16 protein-coding genes and 1 other RNA gene are annotated in these 20,139 nt (G+C 42.9%); 14 read left to right on the top strand and 3 right to left on the bottom strand.

From position 1 onward, the window contains the following. Positions 1-23 precede the first annotated feature (23 nt). Together DW182_RS13210 and rnpB are read right to left on the bottom strand one after the other, a co-directional pair. A complete protein-coding gene (locus DW182_RS13210) occupies positions 24-1,343 on the bottom strand; it encodes a YihY/virulence factor BrkB family protein (protein ID WP_118295821.1) in 1,320 nt (439 codons plus the stop codon). A gap of 26 nt (positions 1,344-1,369) precedes the next feature. Then, positions 1,370-1,771: RNase P RNA component class A (gene rnpB / locus DW182_RS13215), an RNA gene on the bottom strand. A gap of 315 nt (positions 1,772-2,086) precedes the next feature. Between rnpB and DW182_RS13220 the strand changes: the two genes are divergently transcribed. The 10 genes from DW182_RS13220 (at position 2,087) to DW182_RS13265 (ending at position 16,654) form a co-directional block, all read left to right on the top strand. Further along, positions 2,087-3,289: an NlpC/P60 family protein gene (locus DW182_RS13220; RefSeq protein WP_118295822.1), complete on the top strand. Its 1,203-nt coding sequence runs from the start codon at positions 2,087-2,089 to the stop codon at positions 3,287-3,289. Between the two features lie 30 nt (positions 3,290-3,319). Then, complete coding sequence (locus DW182_RS13225) at positions 3,320-4,486, top strand: dipeptide epimerase (protein WP_118295823.1); 1,167 nt, start codon at positions 3,320-3,322, stop codon at positions 4,484-4,486. A 39-nt stretch (positions 4,487-4,525) separates the two neighbouring features. Further along, complete coding sequence (locus DW182_RS13230; protein ID WP_118295824.1) at positions 4,526-5,860, top strand: transglutaminase family protein; 1,335 nt, start codon at positions 4,526-4,528, stop codon at positions 5,858-5,860. 261 nt (positions 5,861-6,121) lie between these two features. Beyond that, positions 6,122-7,681 carry a trypsin-like peptidase domain-containing protein gene (locus tag DW182_RS13235; protein ID WP_118295825.1) on the top strand — a complete coding sequence of 520 codons (1,560 nt, stop codon included), beginning with the start codon at positions 6,122-6,124 and terminating at the stop codon, positions 7,679-7,681. Between the two features lie 211 nt (positions 7,682-7,892). Next, the gene (locus tag DW182_RS13240) at positions 7,893-8,753 is read left to right on the top strand and encodes an RNA polymerase sigma factor RpoD/SigA (protein ID WP_007209697.1); all 861 of its coding nucleotides are present in this window, start codon (positions 7,893-7,895) and stop codon (positions 8,751-8,753) included. A gap of 193 nt (positions 8,754-8,946) precedes the next feature. Beyond that, positions 8,947-9,357, top strand: coding sequence for a hypothetical protein (locus DW182_RS13245; RefSeq protein ID WP_118295826.1), 411 nt, complete (start codon positions 8,947-8,949; stop codon positions 9,355-9,357). Between the two features lie 54 nt (positions 9,358-9,411). After that, on the top strand, positions 9,412-10,605 hold the full coding sequence (locus tag DW182_RS13250; protein ID WP_118295827.1) for a clostripain-related cysteine peptidase: 1,194 nt from the start codon (positions 9,412-9,414) through the stop codon (positions 10,603-10,605). A gap of 255 nt (positions 10,606-10,860) precedes the next feature. Further along, positions 10,861-13,311, top strand: coding sequence for an FAD-dependent oxidoreductase (locus DW182_RS13255; protein WP_118295828.1), 2,451 nt, complete (start codon positions 10,861-10,863; stop codon positions 13,309-13,311). A gap of 34 nt (positions 13,312-13,345) precedes the next feature. Then, positions 13,346-13,708 carry a MarR family winged helix-turn-helix transcriptional regulator gene (locus DW182_RS13260; protein WP_115502755.1) on the top strand — a complete coding sequence of 121 codons (363 nt, stop codon included), beginning with the start codon at positions 13,346-13,348 and terminating at the stop codon, positions 13,706-13,708. A gap of 111 nt (positions 13,709-13,819) precedes the next feature. Then, complete coding sequence (locus DW182_RS13265) at positions 13,820-16,654, top strand: bifunctional fucokinase/fucose-1-phosphate guanylyltransferase (protein WP_117707742.1); 2,835 nt, start codon at positions 13,820-13,822, stop codon at positions 16,652-16,654. Positions 16,655-16,662: 8 nt separating this feature from the next. On the opposite strand, the gene rlmH is transcribed toward DW182_RS13265, so the two are convergent. Next, positions 16,663-17,136, bottom strand: a complete 474-nt coding sequence (gene rlmH / locus DW182_RS13270) for a 23S rRNA (pseudouridine(1915)-N(3))-methyltransferase RlmH (RefSeq protein WP_117707783.1) — start codon at positions 17,134-17,136, stop codon at positions 16,663-16,665. Between the two features lie 94 nt (positions 17,137-17,230). Here rlmH and DW182_RS13275 point away from each other — a divergent pair, with 94 nt between their 5' ends. From DW182_RS13275 to DW182_RS13290, 4 genes are all read left to right on the top strand, one after another. After that, positions 17,231-17,623, top strand: coding sequence for a DUF4783 domain-containing protein (locus DW182_RS13275; protein WP_117707743.1), 393 nt, complete (start codon positions 17,231-17,233; stop codon positions 17,621-17,623). Then, the gene (gene nadC, locus DW182_RS13280; protein WP_007664827.1) at positions 17,616-18,464 is read left to right on the top strand and encodes a carboxylating nicotinate-nucleotide diphosphorylase; all 849 of its coding nucleotides are present in this window, start codon (positions 17,616-17,618) and stop codon (positions 18,462-18,464) included. The genes DW182_RS13275 and nadC overlap by 8 nt, the downstream gene beginning before the upstream one ends. 208 nt (positions 18,465-18,672) lie before the next feature. After that, a complete protein-coding gene (locus tag DW182_RS13285; RefSeq protein WP_118295838.1) occupies positions 18,673-19,383 on the top strand; it encodes a hypothetical protein in 711 nt (236 codons plus the stop codon). Between the two features lie 8 nt (positions 19,384-19,391). Further along, positions 19,392-20,096, top strand: a complete 705-nt coding sequence (locus DW182_RS13290; protein WP_007664825.1) for a hypothetical protein — start codon at positions 19,392-19,394, stop codon at positions 20,094-20,096. The last annotated feature ends 43 nt before the right edge of the window (positions 20,097-20,139 follow it).

The raw sequence follows: 20,139 nt of genomic DNA on the forward strand, positions 1-20,139 counted from the left end.
AGTTGAGAATGGAGAGTGGAGAGTCATTGAAGGTCTTTCAGCAATACATGGCTCGCACTCTTATAATACTCTTCGCGTGCCTTCATCAGCACCTCCCATTGATCGCTGAATTCTTTTTCCTTATCAATCTTGAAATCTTCCGAGCCGTGCGTATCCAGTCTGTCCAACAATAGTGCGACATTCAGTTTGTTGATGTCCATTGCAGGCTGATAACCGATTACCTCGTCTTTTTCATCTACCACTTCATGCAGCAGGTTGATTTCCTGTAGCTCGTATAGCACCTGATGCGTCAGGCGGATAGGAATCTGGCATTCTTCGGACATTTCTTCGGCAGTGTACGGCTTAATATTCTCTTCAAACCGCTTAGCTATAAGAGACATGATAAGAATGGAAACAAAATCCCGGAACCTTCTGCTGATATTTTTGGTATCCTTGTCAAAGCTGAAATTCCGGATGTTTTGTCCTGCATAGGTCAGTTCTGCGCCAAACAGGCAGATGGTCCATGATATCTGAAGCCAAAGCAGAAACAAAGGGAGTGCGGCAAAACTACCATAAATGGCATTATAGCGTGATACCCATAGCTGACCACTGATATAGAGAAACTGGAATGCCTGGTGTGCCGTTCCTGCAAGAATTCCTGAAATGAGTGCAGGCTTAAACCTTACTTTGGTATTCGGCATATAGATGTAGAGTCCCGTAAACATAAACCACGTCAGCACGAAAGGTATCAGGCGTATCAGGAACTTCAGGATAGGAGCCAGCAGAACAAAGTCTTCTATGTACTTTAAGCTGGTGGACATGAAGATAGAGAGACCACCCGAAATCACAATCAATATAGGCATCAGTAAGAACATGGAGAAGTAGTCCGTGATTTTACGGTACATACTTCGTGCTTTTTTTATTTCCCAAATACGATTGAACGTGATTTCAATGCTGCTGATCAGGTTGATAACCGTCCATAACAACATGATTAAACCCACTCCGATGAATATGCCACTCTTGGTTTGCGACAGGTAAGAATTGACAAACTGTAGGATTACTTCCGTCGTTTGATTGTGTCCTCCAAATCCCATTCGTACTTGACTTTCCATAAGATTGTCGAAGCCGAATCCGCGTGCGATGGCAAACAGGATGGCAAGAATGGGAACAATGGCGAGCAGCGTGCTGTAAGTTAGGGCAGAAGCCTTGTTTACCAGTCTGTCTTTGGTGAAACGGTTAATGCATAGATAGATTGTTTTGATAATATTATAGAGGGAGAAGGTCGTTTTAGTGACTTCGTCCTCCGTAATACGCCAAATGTCGTATGTCAGGAATTTCCAAAGAGCAGTAATACGTTTATTCATTCTTCATTCTCAGTTCTTCATTAAAAAAAAGCAGTCGGTCTGTAAGCCGGGTTCTGTTCCTTGTTTTCAGGAAGAATTCTTCGTTATTCATTCTTAATTCTTCATTCATCAAGGTGTCCATCATTTATCTGAGCTGTATGTCACCATACAAGCTTTAGCGGTCTACCCTCCGACGTGGAGCGAGCAGCTCTCATAGTGTCGGTTTACATGACCTTACAACTCCCAAGACGCACAGCCCTTGTGTCGCCACAAGACTGGTAGGCTCTTACCCCACCTTCTCACCCTTACCGACGCCCGAAGACGCAGGCGGTTGTTTTCTTCTACGTTACTCTACCCTCGCGGACAGCTTTCTGTTAGGAAGTGGGATGCTCTGTGTTGCCCGGACTTTCCTCATACGCCGAAGCGCAAGCGACAGACCGACCAACTGCTTTTGTCCGACAAAGATACGACTTTTATGCCAGTGGATACAAAACCTTGCCGAGTTTTTTAACTTCTTCTGAAGAATGAGGCATTTGTTCCTCTTTTTATTCTTCTTTGCAAGCGGACATGATCAATGTTTTATCTGCTCTCTGTCTGATCTGCATCAACTTCGTACCTGCTCCGTGTCTATATGCTTGGACTTGATACGGAGTTGGTGGATTTCATTCTAAAACTATATCTTAATATTCCTGAAAATATATAACCAAAATAGAAATTATTTCTAACTTTGCTAATACTTAATAACCCCCAAATCATTTTAGCTAATGAAAAGACTTATTCCTATCGTATCCCTGTTCCTTTTCGCTTCGTTATGTTCGGTGGCTTCGGAAGTCGGGGACAGGACTATTCCTGCCGATGTGGCACAATTATCCGACAGTTTGAAACGTCAGTATGCCCCGGACAAACGAGTGGCACTTTTTGATGTAGATTATTCCTTTGCCGGTAAAAATGTGATGTTACGTGGTGTAACCACCTCTTCTGAAGCGAAAGTGGCTCTTCTCAATGGATTGTCGAAAGCCAATTATAAAGTAATGGACTGTCTGCAGGTATTGCCGGATGAGGCTGGGCTGGAAGGAAAAACATATGGCATCATTAATGTATCGGTATCCAATCTTCGTGTAGAACCGGATTTCTCATCCGAAATGATGACGCAGGGATTGATGGGAATGCCCATCCGCGTGTTGCAACGCGACGGCTGGTATCGCATTCAGACACCGGATAATTACATTGCTTGGGTACACCGTGTAGGTATTCATCCGGTAACTAAAGAAGAACTTCATGCCTGGAATGCGGCAGAGAAAATTGTGGTGATTTCTCATTACGGCTTCGTGTATTCCGAACCTAATCAAACTTCCCAGACTGTTTCTGATGTGGTTGCAGGTAACCGCTTGAAGTGGGAGGGAAGCAAGGGCGCTTACTATAAGGTTGTTTATCCTGATGGACGGACGGGGTATATCTCAAAATCCATCTCTATGCCGGAAAGTAAATGGCGGGCTTCCTTGAAGCAAGATGCTGCCAGTATTATCCATACAGCGCACACATTAATGGGCGTTCCATATCTTTGGGCGGGTACTTCTTCCAAGGGAATTGATTGTAGCGGTTTCATGCGTACCATTCTATTCATACATGATATAATCATTCCGCGTGATGCTTCGCAACAAGCCTATGTAGGCGAGCATATCGATGTTGCTCCTGATTTTAGTAACCTGCAACCGGGCGATTTGATCTTCTTCGGCCGTAAAGCTACGGCAGATCGTAAAGAGCGTGTGGTACATGTGGGAATGTATATTGGGGATAAACGGTTCATTCATTCACAGGGAGATGTGCATGTCAGTAGTTTTGATCCTGCCGACGAACTCTTTGATGAATATAACCTCGGACGGCTGTTGTTTGCCACGCGTGTGTTACCTTATATAAATAAGGAAGAATCCCTGAATACAACGGCAACAAACCCTTATTATGAATAATACAGTTACGTAGCTTAAAAAAAGAATAATATGCAAAACAGAAGAGATTTCCTGAAAACAGCGGCTTTCGCTGCATTAGGTTCCAGTGTGGCTATTAACAGTGTGTTTGCAGGGGAAAGCACCCCGTCTCTGTTCAATATCAATAAAAGTGGTGTGAATGCCAGGATGAAATTGCGTTTTTTCCCGTATGAGTTGAAGTTGCGTCATGTATTTACGGTGGCTACTTACTCACGCACCACAACTCCTGATGTACAAGTGGAGATTGAATATGATGGGATTACCGGTTATGGCGAAGCATCCATGCCGCCCTATCTGCAGAAAGAGTTGGGTACAATGGAAAGTGTAATGGCTTTCCTGAAGAAAGTTCAGGATGTCATCGGGCAATTCCCCGATCCTTTCCAGTTGGAAGATATTCTGGCTTATGTGGATAAACTTTCGCCGGGAGATGCTGCTGCTAAAGCGGCTGTCGATATTGCATTGCATGATCTTGTGGGAAAATTGCTGCAAGCCCCGTGGTATAAGATTTGGGGACTGGATAAAGATAAGGCTCCTTCTACTACCTTTACTATCGGCATTGATACACCCGAGGTAGTACGTGAGAAAACGAAAGAATGTGCGGATCAGTTCAATATCCTCAAAGTAAAACTGGGACGTGAGAATGATAAGGAGATGATTGAAACTATTCGTTCCGTAACCAGTCTTCCTATTGCCGTAGATGCTAATCAGGGTTGGACGGATAAGCATTATGCCATCGACATGATACATTGGCTTCATGAAAAAGGGATTGTCATGATTGAACAACCAATGCCTAAGACCCAGTTGGATGACATTGCCTGGGTGACGCAGCAAAGTCCGTTGCCTATCTTTGCCGATGAATCTTTGCAACGGCTGAGTGATGTGGCTGGTTTGAAAGATGCATTTCATGGTATCAATATTAAGTTGATGAAATGTACAGGTATGCGCGAGGGCTGGAAAATGGTGACATTGGCGCGTGCTTTGGGTATGAAAGTGATGGTGGGGTGTATGACAGAAACATCGTGTGCATGTTCCGCTGCCGCTCAATTCTCTCCTGCAGTTGATTTTGCCGATCTGGACGGCAATCTGCTTATTGCTAACGACCGTTTCAAAGGAATGGAAGTGATAAAGGGTAAGATTACATTGCCCGATTTGCCGGGTATTGGAGTTGTGAAACTATAAAGTGGTATTGTCCCATCATCATCTATAAAAATAATCATTATGAAAAAAGTATTGTATGCCGCCGCTCTATTCTTCTTGGCAACTGCTTGTACAACAAAACCCGAAAACAAGCCATACACCTGGGAAGAAGACCTGCATCAACGTCTCCTTACAGATTTCTCTCGTACAGAAACTGAAGTGAAAGACTACATCCGCAAGTATATTCCTGATGTTACTGATGAGCAAATGCGTCAATGGGAAGCTTCTAAGGCTTTGGAATGTATGACACTGGATGGCGAGAAACGTTATTTCCGCAACGCCGGGCCTAACTTATTCCGCGTGGACTCTGCCTGCTATAAGATAAAAGCTGCGAAAGACGGTGTTTCTTTTAGTGGAAGTGAAAAGGTGAATATGGAAAATCTGCCTGAAGTTATTGCAAGTGTGAAGAAGAATGGTAATCCGATTACCACCCCCAAACGGATGCGTGTTACCTATACTCTTACCGTAGACAGCAATGCTGTTCCTGCCGGAGAGTTGATTCGTTGCTGGCTTCCTTATCCGCGTACTGACCAGCCACGGCAACAGGATGTGAAGTTTATTTCTGCCAGCGAACCGGAATATACGTTTTCTCCGCAGGATTGCCTTCACAGCACCCTCTATATGGAGAAACGCGCCGTGCAGGATGAACCGACCGTATTCTCCGAAAGCTTTGAGTATACTGCCAATGCTGAATGGCATAATCTGAAGCCGGAAGATATCCAGCCGTATGATACGGCCTCTTCTATATATAAGGAATATACGGCCGAGCGTGAGAAGCATATCATCTTCTCACCACGTATGCGTCAGCTTGCTGCCAAATTGACAGAGGGTGAAACCAATCCTTTCTTAAAGGCTAAACGCATCTTTCGTTGGGTAAATGATAACTTCCCCTGGGCTTCTGCACGTGAATACTCTACCATAGAGAACATCCCCGAATATGTTCTGGATAACAATAAGGGCGATTGCGGTCAGGTCAGTCTGTTGTTCATTACACTTTGTCGTATCAGTGGCATTCCTGCACATTTTCAAAGCGGTTTCATGATGCATCCCAAAGCGTGGAATCTGCATGACTGGGCAGAGATTTATTTTGAAGGTATCGGTTGGGTACCTGTAGATCAGTCATTTGGTATTCCTACTTTCGCCCGTAATGCAGACGAAGAATATTTCTTCCTGGGGGGCATCGACTCCTGGCGTATGATTGTGAATAGTGACTACGGTATGCCTTTGATGCCCGAAAAGAAATATCCCCGCAGTGAAACCGTCGACTTCCAGCGTGGTGAAGTGGAATGGGAGGGAGGCAATCTCTACTTTCCGAAATGGGATTATCACATGGATATAGAATACCTTGATAATTAAGGATATATCTCCTCTACGAAAATAAATAGATGGTCTGCTTTGTTTTAACGTCTATCTGCCTTATTTTCACGTCAGTAAACGTGCATAAATGTAAAATTGTCAGGTCTTGCCGTTAACCGCTGTTAAGCCCCAAAAGTTCACTGTTAAAAGAGAACAAAAAAGAGTGACAAGCGGAATAAGTGAACGATTTTTGTCGTTATTTTAACGTCGAAATGTTAAACAAGATTTGAATATTAACAATTAAAAGAATAGAAATTAAGTATGAAACAGACAACAAAAAACATTCTTGGGGTTGCAGCTATTGTACTTCTCAGTTCAGGAGTAGCAGGTTTAACCACCTATAAGATGCTGCAAAAAAATATGCCTGCTGATAGTACTGCTGCATTTAGTGATATGTTCCGGCAGAATCCGAATGTACGTACGGCTGCTTACAGTGCCGTTGATGCTCAACCGATAGATTTGACTGAAGCTGCAGAAAACTCAGTTCACGCTGTGGTACATATCCGTTCTACTCAAGCTTCCAAAGTTCAGGAAGTAGAGGTGAGAGATCCGTTCTCTGAATTTTTCGGTGACTTCTTCGGGGGTCGGGGTGGTACACAAAGACGACAGGTTCAGACTCCTGAACGTACAGGTTTTGGTTCCGGTGTCATCATTTCTAAAGACGGATATATTGTAACGAACAATCACGTAATTGCCGGTGCGGATGAAATCAGTGTTACGTTGAATGACAATCGTCAGTTTAAGGGACGTATCATCGGTACGGATGAAAATACAGACTTGGCTTTGATTAAGATAGAAGGAGATGACTTTCCGACGATTCCAGTGGGCGATTCCGATGCACTGAAAGTAGGCGAATGGGTGCTTGCAGTAGGTAATCCGTTTAATCTGACTTCTACGGTCACTGCGGGTATCGTTAGTGCTAAAGCTCGTTCTTTAGGTATGGCAAAAGAAAGTATTGAATCGTATATTCAGACGGATGCGGCCATCAATCAGGGTAATAGTGGTGGTGCATTGGTAAATGCACGTGGTGAGTTGATTGGTATTAATGCTGCTCTTTTCTCACCGACAGGTTCAAATACGGGTTATGGCTTTGCTATTCCTACCAGCATCATGAAGAAAGTGGTTTCTGATTTGAAACAATTCGGTGCAGTACAACGTGTATTGTTGGGCGTTAAGGTCACACCTCTTATTGAAGAAGCCGGTGACACGCAAATAAAAGACGAAAGTGGTAAGAAGTTTAGTGACGTTAAGAAAGAGGCCAGAGAAAAATATAATGCTATTGACGGCTTGTGGGTACGTGAGATTGTAGAAGGTGGTTCTGCTGCCGGTTCCGATCTTAAAGTAGATGATGTTATCATTGGTATGGATGGTAAGACAATTCGCAAGTATGCCGACTTACAGGAAGCTTTAGCAAAACATCGTCCGGGTGACAAAGCGCAAGTAAAAGTAATGCGTGATAAGAAAGAAAAGACCATTGAAGTGACGCTGAAGAATGAACAGGGTACTACGAAAGTAGTGAAGAATACCGATATGGATATTCTTGGTGCTGCCTTCCGTCCTGTACCTGATGAATTGAAGAAGCAACTGAATCTGGGTTATGGTCTTGAAGTAACAGGTGTTAGCAATGGTAAGATGGCAGAAGGTGGTGTTCGCAAAGGTTTCATTATTCTTAAAGTGAATAACATACCGATGAAGACCGTGGAAGACTTGGAGAAGGTGATGAAGGAAGCATCCAAGACTCAGGAACAAGTATTGTTTATTACAGGTATGTTCCCTTCTGGAAAACGTGGTAGCTATGCGGTAAGTGTCGCTCAGGATTAATAGCTGGCATTATTAAATTGTAAATTGTAAATGTAATAGGTAAGAAGATTGTAATATTAGCTAACAAAGAAGAAAAAGGATGTCGACAACTAACTTGTCGGCATTCTTTTTGTTTATAATAGTATAGTGAATAAGATAAAAAAGTTAAGGCAAGTTAGCTTGTAACTAAATAAAATGTCGTAACTTTGCAACCCAAATCTGTTTTAGAAGAATGAGACAACTTAAGATTACAAAAAGTATCACTAACAGAGAGAGCGCTTCTCTTGACAAGTATTTGCAGGAAATCGGTCGCGAAGACCTCATAACTGTCGAAGAGGAGGTAGAGCTCGCTCAACGCATCCGCAAGGGTGACCGTATCGCACTGGAGAAGTTGACACGTGCCAATCTGCGTTTCGTTGTATCTGTGGCCAAGCAGTACCAGAACCAAGGTTTGAGTTTGCCCGACTTGATTAACGAGGGTAATTTAGGACTGATAAAGGCCGCCGAAAAGTTCGATGAAACACGTGGTTTCAAATTCATCAGTTATGCAGTATGGTGGATACGTCAGTCCATTTTGCAGGCTTTGGCAGAACAGTCGCGCATTGTGCGTCTTCCGTTGAACCAGGTAGGCTCGCTGAATAAAATCAGCAAAGCATTCTCCAAGTTCGAACAGGAAAATGAACGTCGCCCGTCTCCCGAAGAGTTGGCAGATGAACTGGAAATCCCTGTTGATAAAATCTCCGATACACTGAAGGTATCCGGACGCCACATTTCGGTGGACGCACCTTTCGTAGAGGGAGAAGACAACAGCTTGCTGGATGTGTTGGTAAACGACGACTCTCCTATGGCGGATCGCTCTTTGGTGAACGAGTCTCTTGCGAGGGAAATTGATAGAGCACTTTCTACGTTAACCGATAGGGAAAAAGAAATCATACAGATGTTTTTCGGTATCGGACAGCAAGAAATGACATTGGAAGAAATCGGCGACAAATTCGGCTTGACCCGTGAACGTGTACGTCAGATTAAAGAAAAAGCAATTAGAAGATTAAGACAAAGTAATCGTAGTAAATTGCTCAAGTCTTATTTGGGATAATAAGAAATATCAATTTCCGACAAATAGAAAGAATTAAAAACCGATGGTCATATTATGGTCATCGGTTTTTTTTGTTTTTTACCATAAAAGTGAAGATGAGCTGCACTTCAGCATAAAAAAATGAATGAATTCATTTTATTTTGCTCTCGGTTTGCATTATCTTTGCCGCCAACATATAACAAAAAAACAGATTATGAAATACGTTCGTATACTTTTTGCCGTAGCGTTGGTTTTTATGGTATGCTCGGCATTCTCATTCAAGAAAGGAAAAGAAGGCAAGGAAAAGGCTGTGTATGCATTCGGTGTTGCTGCCTCTTTCAATGACACGGTAGTGTATTTTACTGATATCCAAGTGTTGGATAGTATCAAGCTGGATAAAGGTGGTTTCCTGCCTAAACGTGATCTTTATACGTATCAGTTAAAGAATTACTTGGAATTTGATTTGAAATGTCCTGATTATACTTGCATGATTTATTTCTCTGAGAATAAAAAGAAATTGGAGAAAGAGTCTGCAAAGGTAAAAAGTAAATATAAGAAGAATAAATCGATAGTGTTAATGCCTATAGACCCTGATGCATTCCGCTTCAAGAAGCCGGAAGAATAGTCGGATTTATCTCCTTAGAAATTAAGGATTTCACCTAAATAACAGACTGTAGTCATGAAAACGAAACTTTATTTCTTTTGGTGGGTTTGTCTCTCTGTATTCCTGGTTGCATGTGAGGATAAGGAACCGGATACCTCCATAGGAAATCGTACGGTTCTTGTATATATTGCGGCAGATAATAGTCTTGCTTCATTTGCTTCTCAGGACTTAGCAGAAATGAAGGTGGGTATGACGAAGGCTTATGCCAATGTGCATCTTCTGGTGTATATAGACGATGGTAAATCTCCTCGTTTGCTTGAGTTGAAGAATGAAGGAGGGACAGTTGTAGAAAAGGAAGTAAAGACTTATCCAAGCCGTAATTCAGTAGGTGTGGATGAGACACAGGAGGTTTTTGCTGATGTCTTCTTGAATTCCCAATATCAAGCTGATAGTTATGGATTGGTTTACTGGTCGCATGGAGACGGTTGGCTTCCTTATCCATTGGGAACTGGTACTCGTTGGGTGGGACAGGATAAAGGTAACGGTGATAATAGAATGAATATTTCTGAGTTTGTAGAGATATTGAGGACTGCTCCTCGTTTTGATTTTATATTGTTCGATGCTTGTCTTATGCTGTCAGTAGAGGTCGCCTATGAGCTACGTGACTATACGGACTATTGTATAGGTTCTCCGACTGAGATTCCGGGGCCAGGCGCCTCGTATGATGTGGTTGTTCCTGCTATGTTTTCTGCTGAGAATGTAGCGGTGAATATAGCTAAGGCTTATTACGAACCTTATGCAGCCAAATATGATGATGGTAATGGGATCTCGAATAATAATTGGACGGGTGGGGCTTCTGTATGTGCATTGAGAACAGATCGGTTGGACGATCTGGCAAGGACAACTAAGCAAATTTTACCCGAAACGGTTGATAATACATCACTTCGTGCATCGGTGTTTGATTATGATCAACGTCGTGGCTCTGATGGATATCAGGATGGACATGTAGGGTATTATGATCTGGTGGGTATGATGCGGATGATTACTGACGATAATGCTTATGAAGCATGGAGACAGATTTTTAATTCTGCTGTAGCATATTGGGCTACTACTTCTATGAATTATTCTTCTTATGTCGGTATGTTTTCTATGGAAGGAACTAACGGAGTATCCTGTTATATTCCTTCAACTTCTAATACTGCTACTGATAAGGCATATCGTTCTACTGGGTGGTATACTGCTGCCGGTTTCGAAAAACTCGGTTGGTAATTCTCGACTTTTATGGTCGTTATATGATTTTTCAAGGCATAAATATGCCTTGAAACAAATGTGTGTACACTTTCCTGTTGACTTATATCTTGCATTTATGAACTTTTTTCTTCTCTGTATGTTTCATGCTTTATGATAGTAATTCTCTTGGTTATTATGCTGCTGTATTGTGTTTTAACATTATTTTCTAATGGAAACTATTTTATTCTAGAAAATATTATTTTCTTTGCACCATCAAAACTAAAATAAAGAAGTATGAAGTATATAATTATTGGAGGCGTTGCCGGGGGAGCTACAGCGGCGGCGCGATTAAGAAGAGTAGACGAAAAGTCTGATATCCTTTTATTAGAGAAGGGAAAGTATATATCGTATGCAAATTGCGGTTTACCTTATTATATCGGTGGCGTGATTGACGAACGTGAGAAGTTACTGGTGCAGACGCCGGCTTCTTTCGGTCAGCGCTTCAGAGTGGATGTGCGTGTAGAGAATGAAGTGATTGCCATTCATCCGCAGAATAAAACCATTACGGTTCGTACGGTTGACGGAGGCGAATATGAAGAAACTTATGATAAGCTTCTGTTGTCACCGGGAGCCACACCTGTCCGACCTCCATTGGAAGGTATCGATTCTGAAGGTATTTTTACCCTCCGCAATGTCGAAGATACCGATCATATAAAATCCTATCTCACAGAACATGCTGTAAAACGTGCAGTCGTAGTTGGTGCAGGTTTTATCGGATTGGAAATGGCAGAAAATCTGCATCATGCAGGAGTCTCTGTATCTGTAGTGGAAATGGGTAATCAGGTAATGGCACCTATCGATTTCTCTATGGCCGCTCCTGTTCATCAGCATCTGGCTCAGAAGGGTGTTTCACTTTATTTGGAAGAAGGAGTAACCCATTTTCAGCGCACAGAGCAAGGTATTACAGTTTTCTTGAAAAGTGGGAAGACAATTTCGGCAGATATGGTATTGCTTTCTATTGGTGTACGTCCGGCAACTGCTTTGGCCAAAGATGCCGGATTAAAAATAGGAGAAGCCGGAGGTATCTGGGTAAATGAGTATCTGGAAACTTCTGAGAAAGATATCTATGCCGTAGGGGATGCAATTGAATATCCGCATCCGCTGACCGGAAAACCATGGCTTAATTATCTGGCTAATCCGGCCAATCGCCAGGGACGTATCGTGGCTGATAATATGGTATTTGGCAATAAAGTTTCTTATGAAGGTGCTATTGGCACTTCTATTGCCAAGGTCTTTGATATGACTGTTGCCTCCACAGGGCTTGCTGCTAAGCGCTTGAAGCAATGGGAGATGGAATATCAGAGTTCTGTAACCCATTCTGCTTCTCATGCGGGCTATTATCCGGATGCGTTGCCACTGACTTTAAAATTAACTTTCCATCCTGTTACTGGAAAATTATATGGTGCACAGTGCATTGGTTATGAAGGAGTGGACAAACGTATCGATCAGATTGCCGGACTTATTAAGCGGGGCGGGACGGTTTACGATCTGATGGAAACAGAGCACACTTATGCACCGCCGTTCTCTTCGGCTAAAGATCCTATTGCCATTGCAGGATATGTGGCTTCTAATATAATAAGCGGTGCGATGCCCATTATTACCTGGCGCGAGCTGGTACAGCAAAAGAATGAAGTCATGTTGATAGATACCCGTACTCCCGAGGAATTTTCTTTCGGTTCTATTCCGGGAGCAATTAATATTCCCTTGGATGATTTAAGAGATCGTATGTCGGAAGTTCCTACAAGCAAGCCAGTTGTCTTGTTTTGTGCGGTAGGGTTGCGTGGATATCTGGCACAACGTATCCTGATGGGAAATGGGTATCGGAATGTGCGTAACCTCTCAGGAGGATATAAGCTCTATTCTGCTGCAGTAGCATCTGTACCTGTACCCGATAAAGTTGCCACACCTCAGGTTAATTCAATAGAATCTACGGTGGGCTCTTCTAAAGAGCCATTGAAAATTAATGCCTGTGGTCTACAATGTCCGGGGCCTATCATGCAAGTTAAGAAGGCAATGGATACTCTTGCTCCGGGAGAACAAGTGGAGATTGTGGCAACTGATGCCGGATTTGCACGTGATGCTTCAGCATGGTGTGATACGACGGGAAACCGTCTGATAGGAAGTCATGAAGAAAAAGGCCGTTATACGGTAACTATAGAGAAAGGTGATCCAGCTGCTGTTTGTCCATCTCCTGCCGGAGCAATAGCGGGTGCGGGTAGGGGAAAAACTTTGATCCTTTTCAGTGATGATTTAGACAAAGCTTTGGCTACCTTTGTACTGGCAAATGGTGCTGCGGCAACAGGACAGAAGGTTACGGTCTTTTTCACTTTCTGGGGATTGAATGTTCTGAAGAAAGTGCAGAAACCGAAAGTTAAGAAAGATATTTTTGGTAAGATGTTTGGCATGATGCTTCCTTCCAGTTCTTTGAAATTGAAGTTATCCAAAATGAATATGTTTGGCATGGGTAGCCGGATGATGCGCTTCCTTATGAAACAAAAAGGTGTGGATTCTTTGGAATCACTCCGTGCTCAGGCTCTCGCACAGGGTGTAGAATTTATAGCTTGCCAGATGTCAATGGATATGATGGGAATCAGTCGTGAAGAACTGTTGGATGAGGTAACTATCGGTGGTGTTGCTACTTACATGGAGCGGGCAGATAAAGCCAATGTCAACCTTTTCATCTAGTTATTTGTTATTTAACAAATAAAAAAGAGAATATATGGAGGATTTATGTAAAATTCGTGATGTTTATCGGGCGATAGCCGAGTTTGAAACCCAGTTTATCCAGCAATACAACCTCTCGTTGAATGAGGGGATGTTGCTCTGTGCACTTCTGGATAATCCCCGGCTCACCTCCGGAGAAATAGCAGAGGCATTAGGACTTACTCATTCTAATACTTCTAAGCTAATACGCTCTGTGGAGGAGAAGAAGCTGATTGCCCGTATTATCGGTAAAGTCGATAAACGCCAAATGTATTTCTCACTGACTGCGGAAGGAAAAGAGCAGATTCATACGATTAAGAATTCCAACCATAAAATGCCTGCATTATTACAGCAAGTAGTAGATATGCTGGAAAAATAGAAAATGGAGATATTTCTATCTTCATTTTCAAAATCATTAAAATTTTTCGTGGATTTTGCTTAAGATTGCTTTAATTTGCAGCTAATATATTAAGCATTATAGCAATCGGATATGCAAAAATTATTATCCTTGCCGCCTAATCTTGTGTCGGCATTCTATGAATTGGAAAATGTAGACCGTACGGAATGGTTTTGTACCTCTGATCCTGTAGGGATGAAACTGGGATCGGGTGGGGGAACAACTTGGCTCTTGCGCGAATGGTATAGGAATCAACAAACAGAACACTCAACAGAGAAACGTATCCTGTTGCATGCCGGTGGACAAAGCCGCCGCCTGCCGGGATATGCTCCCTCCGGAAAGATATTAACCCCGATACCGGTATTTCGCTGGGCACGCGGGCAGAAGCTGGGACAAAACTTATTATCCTTGCAAGTTCCACTTTATGAGAAAATCATGGAGCGGGCACCGGAAAAGTTGCGTACGCTGATTGCGAGTGGTGATGTCTATATTCGTGCCGAGAAACCTTTGCAGGATATACCGGATGCAGATGTGGTATGTTATGGACTCTGGGTAGATCCGGTATTAGCAACACATCATGGGGTGTTTGTTTCTGACCGTAAACAGCCGGAAGCATTGGATTTTATGTTGCAGAAGCCCTCATTGCAAGAGTTGGAAAATCTTTCCAAGACTCATCTCTTTCTGATGGACATAGGTATCTGGTTGCTGAGCGATCGGGCGGTGGAATTATTGATGAAACGTTCGCAGAAAGATGCTTCGTATTCTGATTTGAAGTACTATGATTTATATTCAGACTTCGGTTTGTCTCTGGGTAACCACCCGCGCATTATTGATGATGAGTTGAATAAGCTGTCTGTGGCTATTTTACCTTTACCGGGTGGTGAATTCTACCACTATGGAACGAGCCGTGAATTACTTTCCTCAACTGTCACTTTACAGAATAAAGTGTATGATCAGCGTCAGATTATGCACCGGAAAGTAAAACCAAATCCTGCAATCTTTGTGCAGAATGCAGAAATAGGGGTAACTCTTTCTTCTAATAATGATAATCTTTGGATTGAAAACAGCTTTGTTGGTGCATCGTGGAAGATTGGTTCCCGGCAAATTATCACAGGCGTACCGAGAAATGACTGGACGTTGGCACTGCCGGATGGAGTGTGTGTAGACATTGTGCCTCTTGCGGAGAAGCGTTGGGTGGTTCGTCCGTATGGCTTTGATGATGTATCTAAAGGAGATATTCGGGGTGAAAAGACTTTGTTCCTGGGAATGCCCTTCATTGGTTGGTTGGCGAAACGTGGATTGACTCCGGATGATGTAATCGGAAGGAAAGACGACTTACAGGCTGCCGGAATCTTTCCAGTAGTAGAAGATATAGAACAGATGGGCATGGTACTTCGCTGGATGACTTCGGAACCGGAATTGGCGGAAGGTAAGAAAATCTGGTTGAACAGTCAACGTCTCTCTGCCGATGAAATTTCAGCGAAAGCAGATTTACGTCAATTATATGCACAGCGCGAGAGTTTCCGGAAAGGCAATTGGGAATTGCTGGCACGCAATTATGAGAAGAGTGTCTTCTATCAATTGGATTTGGCTGATGTTGCCGAAGATTTTCATTGTTTGAAGATAGATAAACCGGATGTGTTACCGGCTGATGCACCTCAGATGCAGCGTATCCATAACCGGATGCTTCGGGCGCAGATAGACAAGCTGAATGGAAAAGACTTTCAGAATGATGAAAGAGAGGCTTTCGGGCTGCTGCGCGAAGGGCTCCTTTCTGATTTGTATGAGAAGAAAAGCCGTCCTCACCTTAATGTATATAGCGATCAGATTGTTTGGGGCCGTAGTCCTGTGCGTATTGATGTTGCGGGTGGTTGGACAGATACTCCGCCATATTCTCTTTTTGCGGGTGGAAATGTAGTGAATCTGGCCATTGAATTGAATGGGCAACCTCCTTTGCAAGTTTATGTGAAGCCTTGTAAAGAGTATCGCATTGTTTTGCGCTCTATTGATATGGGAGCGATGGAAGTTGTGAATACTTTCGGGGAATTGCAGGATTACTGTAAGATTGGGTCTCCTTTCTCTATTCCGAAAGCGGCGCTGACGTTGGCAGGTTTTGGCCCGGCGTTTTCAGAAGTGGGTTATCCCTCGTTGGAGAAACAGTTGCAGGCATTCGGTACAGGTATAGAGATTACTTTATTATCTGCTATTCCGGCAGGCTCAGGTCTGGGAACCAGTTCTATACTGGCTTCTACGGTTTTAGGCTCTTTAAGTGATTTCTGCGGCTTGATGTGGGATAAGAATGAAATATGCCGTCGTACACTTGCTCTGGAACAGTTGTTGACAACGGGTGGTGGTTGGCAAGATCAGTATGGTGGAGTGTTACAAGGCATCAAACTGTTGCAAACAGAACCCGGGTTTGTACAGAATCCGTTAATACACTGGTTGCCTGAACATCTCTTTACGCATCCTGAATATCGTGATTGCCACCTATTATATTATACGGGAATTACACGTACTGCTAAAGGTATCCTGGCAGAGATTGTGCGTTCCATGTTCCTTAATTCATCTATCCATTTGGCAATATTGGAAGATATGAAGGCGCATGCATTGGATATGGCAGAAGCTATTCAGAGGAACGACTTTGAGGCCTATGGTGCATTGGTTGGCAAAACGTGGATGCAGAATAAAGCTCTGGATTGCGGTACTAACCCTCCGGCAGTGGAAAAAATTATCAATAAGATTAAGGACTATGCACTGGGGTATAAGTTGCCGGGTGCAGGTGGGGGAGGCTACTTGTATATGGTGGCGAAAGACCCACAGGCAGCATTGCGCATCCGGGAGATACTGACGCAGGATGTACCGAATCCTCGCGCACGATTTGTAGAGATGGCGTTATCAGGAACAGGGTTCCAAATTTCAAGGTCTTGAAGAGACAGTTATTCGTGGTGATAAGGGCCGCCGTTGAGTATATTCATGGCCCGGTACAACTGTTCCACGAAAATCAGCCGCACCATCTGATGCGAGAACGTCATTTTAGAAAGGGACATTTTCTCATGTGCCGCCTGATATACTTTTTGTGAGAAACCATACGGTCCGCCGATGACAAATATAAGCCGTTTATTTACGGTATTCATCTTGCGCTTCATATAGTCTGCAAACTCTATGGAGCGCATTTCTTTTCCCCCTTCATCCAGCAATACAATCACATCACCCGGTTGGAATGCCTTACATATCAATTCACCCTCTTTTTCTTTCTGCACTTCCATGGAAAGGCTCTTGGTATTCTTCAATTCCGGGATAACTTCCATTTCGAAAGACAGGTAGCGTTTGGTACGCTGCACATAGTCATTGATGGCAGTTATAAAGTGTTGTTCTACGGTTCTTCCTACGACGAGCAAAGTTGTTTTCATGTTGCTTACATTCTGATTCGTGCACAAAATTAGTGCTTTTTTATTGTATTTTACAATAAATGCTTACCTTTGCGTATCATTAATACTTGTGATTATGAAAAAACGAGTAGTTTTATTGTTGACCAGCCTCTTCTTATGGGTATCCTTGATCTTTGCTCAAGACGTACCTGTGGGGGTGGTTACGGCCTTCAAAAAGGGAAACTCTCAGGAACTAAACGGGTATCTGGGTGATAAGGTGGATCTGATTATCCACAATCGTACGACCAATGCTGACAAGCGAACTGCAGAAAGAGCAATGGCTAATTTTTTTGCCGAGAACAAAGTCAGTAGCTTCAATGTGAATCACGAAGGAAAGAGGGATGAATCAAGTTTCATCATCGGTACTTTGGGGACCGCAAATGGAAACTTTCGGGTGAATTGTTTCTTTAGAAAAGTACAAAACAAATATGTTATACATCAAATAAGAATAGATAAAACGAATGAATAAGGAAGAAGAACTGATTGACAGGTTGATAGACCTCGCCTTTGCAGAAGATATAGGTGACGGAGACCATACAACCCTTTCGTGCATCCCCGCTACGGCGATGGGTAAATCCAAACTTTTGATTAAAGAGCCGGGCATTCTGGCTGGTATCGAAGTTGCCAAAGAAGTGTTTCGTCGTTTCGACCCTACTATGAAGGTAGAAGTCTTCATCAATGATGGGGCTGAGGTGAAGCCGGGCGATATAGCAATGATAGTGGAAGGCAAGGTGCAATCTTTGTTGCAGACAGAACGCCTGATGCTGAACATTATGCAACGCATGAGTGGTATTGCTACCATGACGCATAAATATGCAGAGAAACTGAAAGGTACGAATACACGTGTGCTCGATACCCGTAAGACTACTCCCGGTATGCGTATCCTTGAGAAAATGGCTGTGAAGATTGGCGGTGGTGTAAATCATCGTATCGGATTGTTCGACATGATTTTGCTGAAAGACAATCACGTGGATTTTGCCGGAGGCATCGACAAGGCTATCAATCGTGCTAAAGAATATTGCAAGGAAAAAGGTAAAGACCTCAAGATAGAGATTGAAGTACGTAACTTCGATGAGTTGCAACAAGTGCTTGATCTTGGTGGCATAGACCGTATCATGTTTGATAACTTCACGCCTGAAATGACAAAGAAGGCTGTGGATATGGTAGGCGGTCGTTATGAAACCGAGTCTTCGGGTGGTATCACTTTTGATACGCTGCGCGATTATGCCGAATGTGGTGTAGACTTTATCTCTGTAGGTGCTCTGACCCATTCTGTAAAAGGATTGGATATGAGTTTTAAAGCATGTTGACAAAGGCGGAAGGTCGTATTAGGGAATAAAAAGGGAAGCCTCTCATAAGTTTGCCATCATATTGCAATCTTTATGAGAGGCTTTTCTATTAATAATCAGTATATTACGGAACACTGAGAAACAGGCGGTCTGTTAGGGGTGAACGCATGGTTTGTTGAGGTCAAACAGATGATGCGTTTCAAGTGAATAGATGATGCATTCGGAAGATATGGAAAAGATAGATTGGAAAAGAGTAAAAACGATAGTCAAAGGATGGAAGCTGGGAGACTACGTACGACAAATATCCATTGTCGTGATTGGTGTGCTGATTACCTTTATGGGCAGTGATTTGGTAACCCGAAATTCGGAGAAGAAGGATATCCGGGCCACCATGTTGCTGATTAAGGAAGAACTGAAAAGTAACCGGGAGAAATATGAAGATATTGTGGCTGAGTTTCAGGAAGACGAACGTCTTTCTGCCTTATTGGCAGAGCACGACTTGAAGATTCGTATCATACCTGAAGATTCGTTGAGGCAGTTTGCCCTTCTAATGGGGCATATACGTAGTTTCACTTATACCCAGAATGCACTGGATATACTTAAAAGTTCCATGTTGATGCAGAAAATTTCGGATAAAGAATTGCTGTTGCAGTTGACTGAGATTTATGAAGTATTGGATGGGTTTAAGGCGACTATGAACGGCTATTATGATATGAAAGACCAGGTTATGACACCTTTCAATCTTACACTGACCGATGAACAGATGCATTGTTTGTATGAGGGGGGATATGAGGCATGGGACATCTACCTTTCGAATATATCGGTGCGAAACTTTGTTAGGGTTGCTCATAGATATTTTACTCCCGACTATATAGAGCGTGTAGGGAAAAGAATTGATAGGGCAATACAGGCTATTGAAGAAAAATATCATTTAGAATAATCAGAGTTATGGGACAGAACGGTTGGGATAAGATAAAGAACGTGCTCAAAAGCTGGGAACTGGGAGACTATTTTCGTCAGTTCAGCATTGTGGCGGCAGGTATCATTGTTACTTTCTGGGGAAGTGACAAGATAGCGGAGCACAGTAGGCAGAAAGAAGTGCGAGCGACGATGCAACTGGTAGCGGAAGAACTGGAGTACAATAAGGAGGAATTGCGTAAAATAAAGCGGTTGCTGGATATTGATGTACACATGAGCACTGTGTTGTCGAACCACAATATGGATGTATCTAAGATACCTGGAGATACTTTATGGAAGTATGGCAAGCTTTTTAATAATTTTGATGAGTTCTCTTATAGAACCGATGCATTGGACGTGTTGAAAGGTTCCTCATTAATGCAGTATATCCCTGAGAAACGTATGTTGCAGGATGTGATGCAGGTCTATTTTGAGTTGGGAAGGAAAAAGAAAGATGTGGGTGATTATTATAAGATAAAGACCGATGTGCTGATGGGGCTTGCCTTGTCTGCGGGAAGAAAGAATATCTTGAGTGATGACCGCACTTTTAAGGATGAAGTCTCCTATCTTTTGGAACATGATAATTTTATTAACTTCGTCGTTATGGTTCCCGGTATCTTAGATTGGAGTGAGTTTGATGCACTGGATGAAATGCTTGACAAGCAGATACAGACTTTGAAAGCAAAATATAAATAATCTCCGTTCTTTAACTTCTTTTTAGATATTACATTGCAGCATT

This window comes from Bacteroides sp. AM16-24, from assembly GCF_003471885.1.
GTDB lineage: Bacteria > Bacteroidota > Bacteroidia > Bacteroidales > Bacteroidaceae > Bacteroides.

Excerpts from the sequence above, each read along its gene's own strand:
- rlmH (WP_117707783.1), bottom strand. The coding sequence starts at position 17,136 with ATGAAAACAACTTTGCTCGTCGTAGGAAGAACCGTAGAACAACACTTT.
- DW182_RS13230 (WP_118295824.1), top strand. The coding sequence starts at position 4,526 with ATGAAAAAAGTATTGTATGCCGCCGCTCTATTCTTCTTGGCAACTGCT.
- DW182_RS13290 (WP_007664825.1), top strand. The coding sequence starts at position 19,392 with ATGGGACAGAACGGTTGGGATAAGATAAAGAACGTGCTCAAAAGCTGG.
- DW182_RS13260 (WP_115502755.1), top strand. The coding sequence starts at position 13,346 with ATGGAGGATTTATGTAAAATTCGTGATGTTTATCGGGCGATAGCCGAG.
- nadC (WP_007664827.1), top strand. The coding sequence starts at position 17,616 with ATGAATAAGGAAGAAGAACTGATTGACAGGTTGATAGACCTCGCCTTT.
- DW182_RS13285 (WP_118295838.1), top strand. The coding sequence starts at position 18,673 with ATGGAAAAGATAGATTGGAAAAGAGTAAAAACGATAGTCAAAGGATGG.
- DW182_RS13255 (WP_118295828.1), top strand. The coding sequence starts at position 10,861 with ATGAAGTATATAATTATTGGAGGCGTTGCCGGGGGAGCTACAGCGGCG.
- DW182_RS13220 (WP_118295822.1), top strand. The coding sequence starts at position 2,087 with ATGAAAAGACTTATTCCTATCGTATCCCTGTTCCTTTTCGCTTCGTTA.
- DW182_RS13245 (WP_118295826.1), top strand. The coding sequence starts at position 8,947 with ATGAAATACGTTCGTATACTTTTTGCCGTAGCGTTGGTTTTTATGGTA.
- DW182_RS13240 (WP_007209697.1), top strand. The coding sequence starts at position 7,893 with ATGAGACAACTTAAGATTACAAAAAGTATCACTAACAGAGAGAGCGCT.
- DW182_RS13250 (WP_118295827.1), top strand. The coding sequence starts at position 9,412 with ATGAAAACGAAACTTTATTTCTTTTGGTGGGTTTGTCTCTCTGTATTC.
- DW182_RS13265 (WP_117707742.1), top strand. The coding sequence starts at position 13,820 with ATGCAAAAATTATTATCCTTGCCGCCTAATCTTGTGTCGGCATTCTAT.
- DW182_RS13225 (WP_118295823.1), top strand. The coding sequence starts at position 3,320 with ATGCAAAACAGAAGAGATTTCCTGAAAACAGCGGCTTTCGCTGCATTA.
- DW182_RS13210 (WP_118295821.1), bottom strand. The coding sequence starts at position 1,343 with ATGAATAAACGTATTACTGCTCTTTGGAAATTCCTGACATACGACATT.
- DW182_RS13275 (WP_117707743.1), top strand. The coding sequence starts at position 17,231 with ATGAAAAAACGAGTAGTTTTATTGTTGACCAGCCTCTTCTTATGGGTA.
- DW182_RS13235 (WP_118295825.1), top strand. The coding sequence starts at position 6,122 with ATGAAACAGACAACAAAAAACATTCTTGGGGTTGCAGCTATTGTACTT.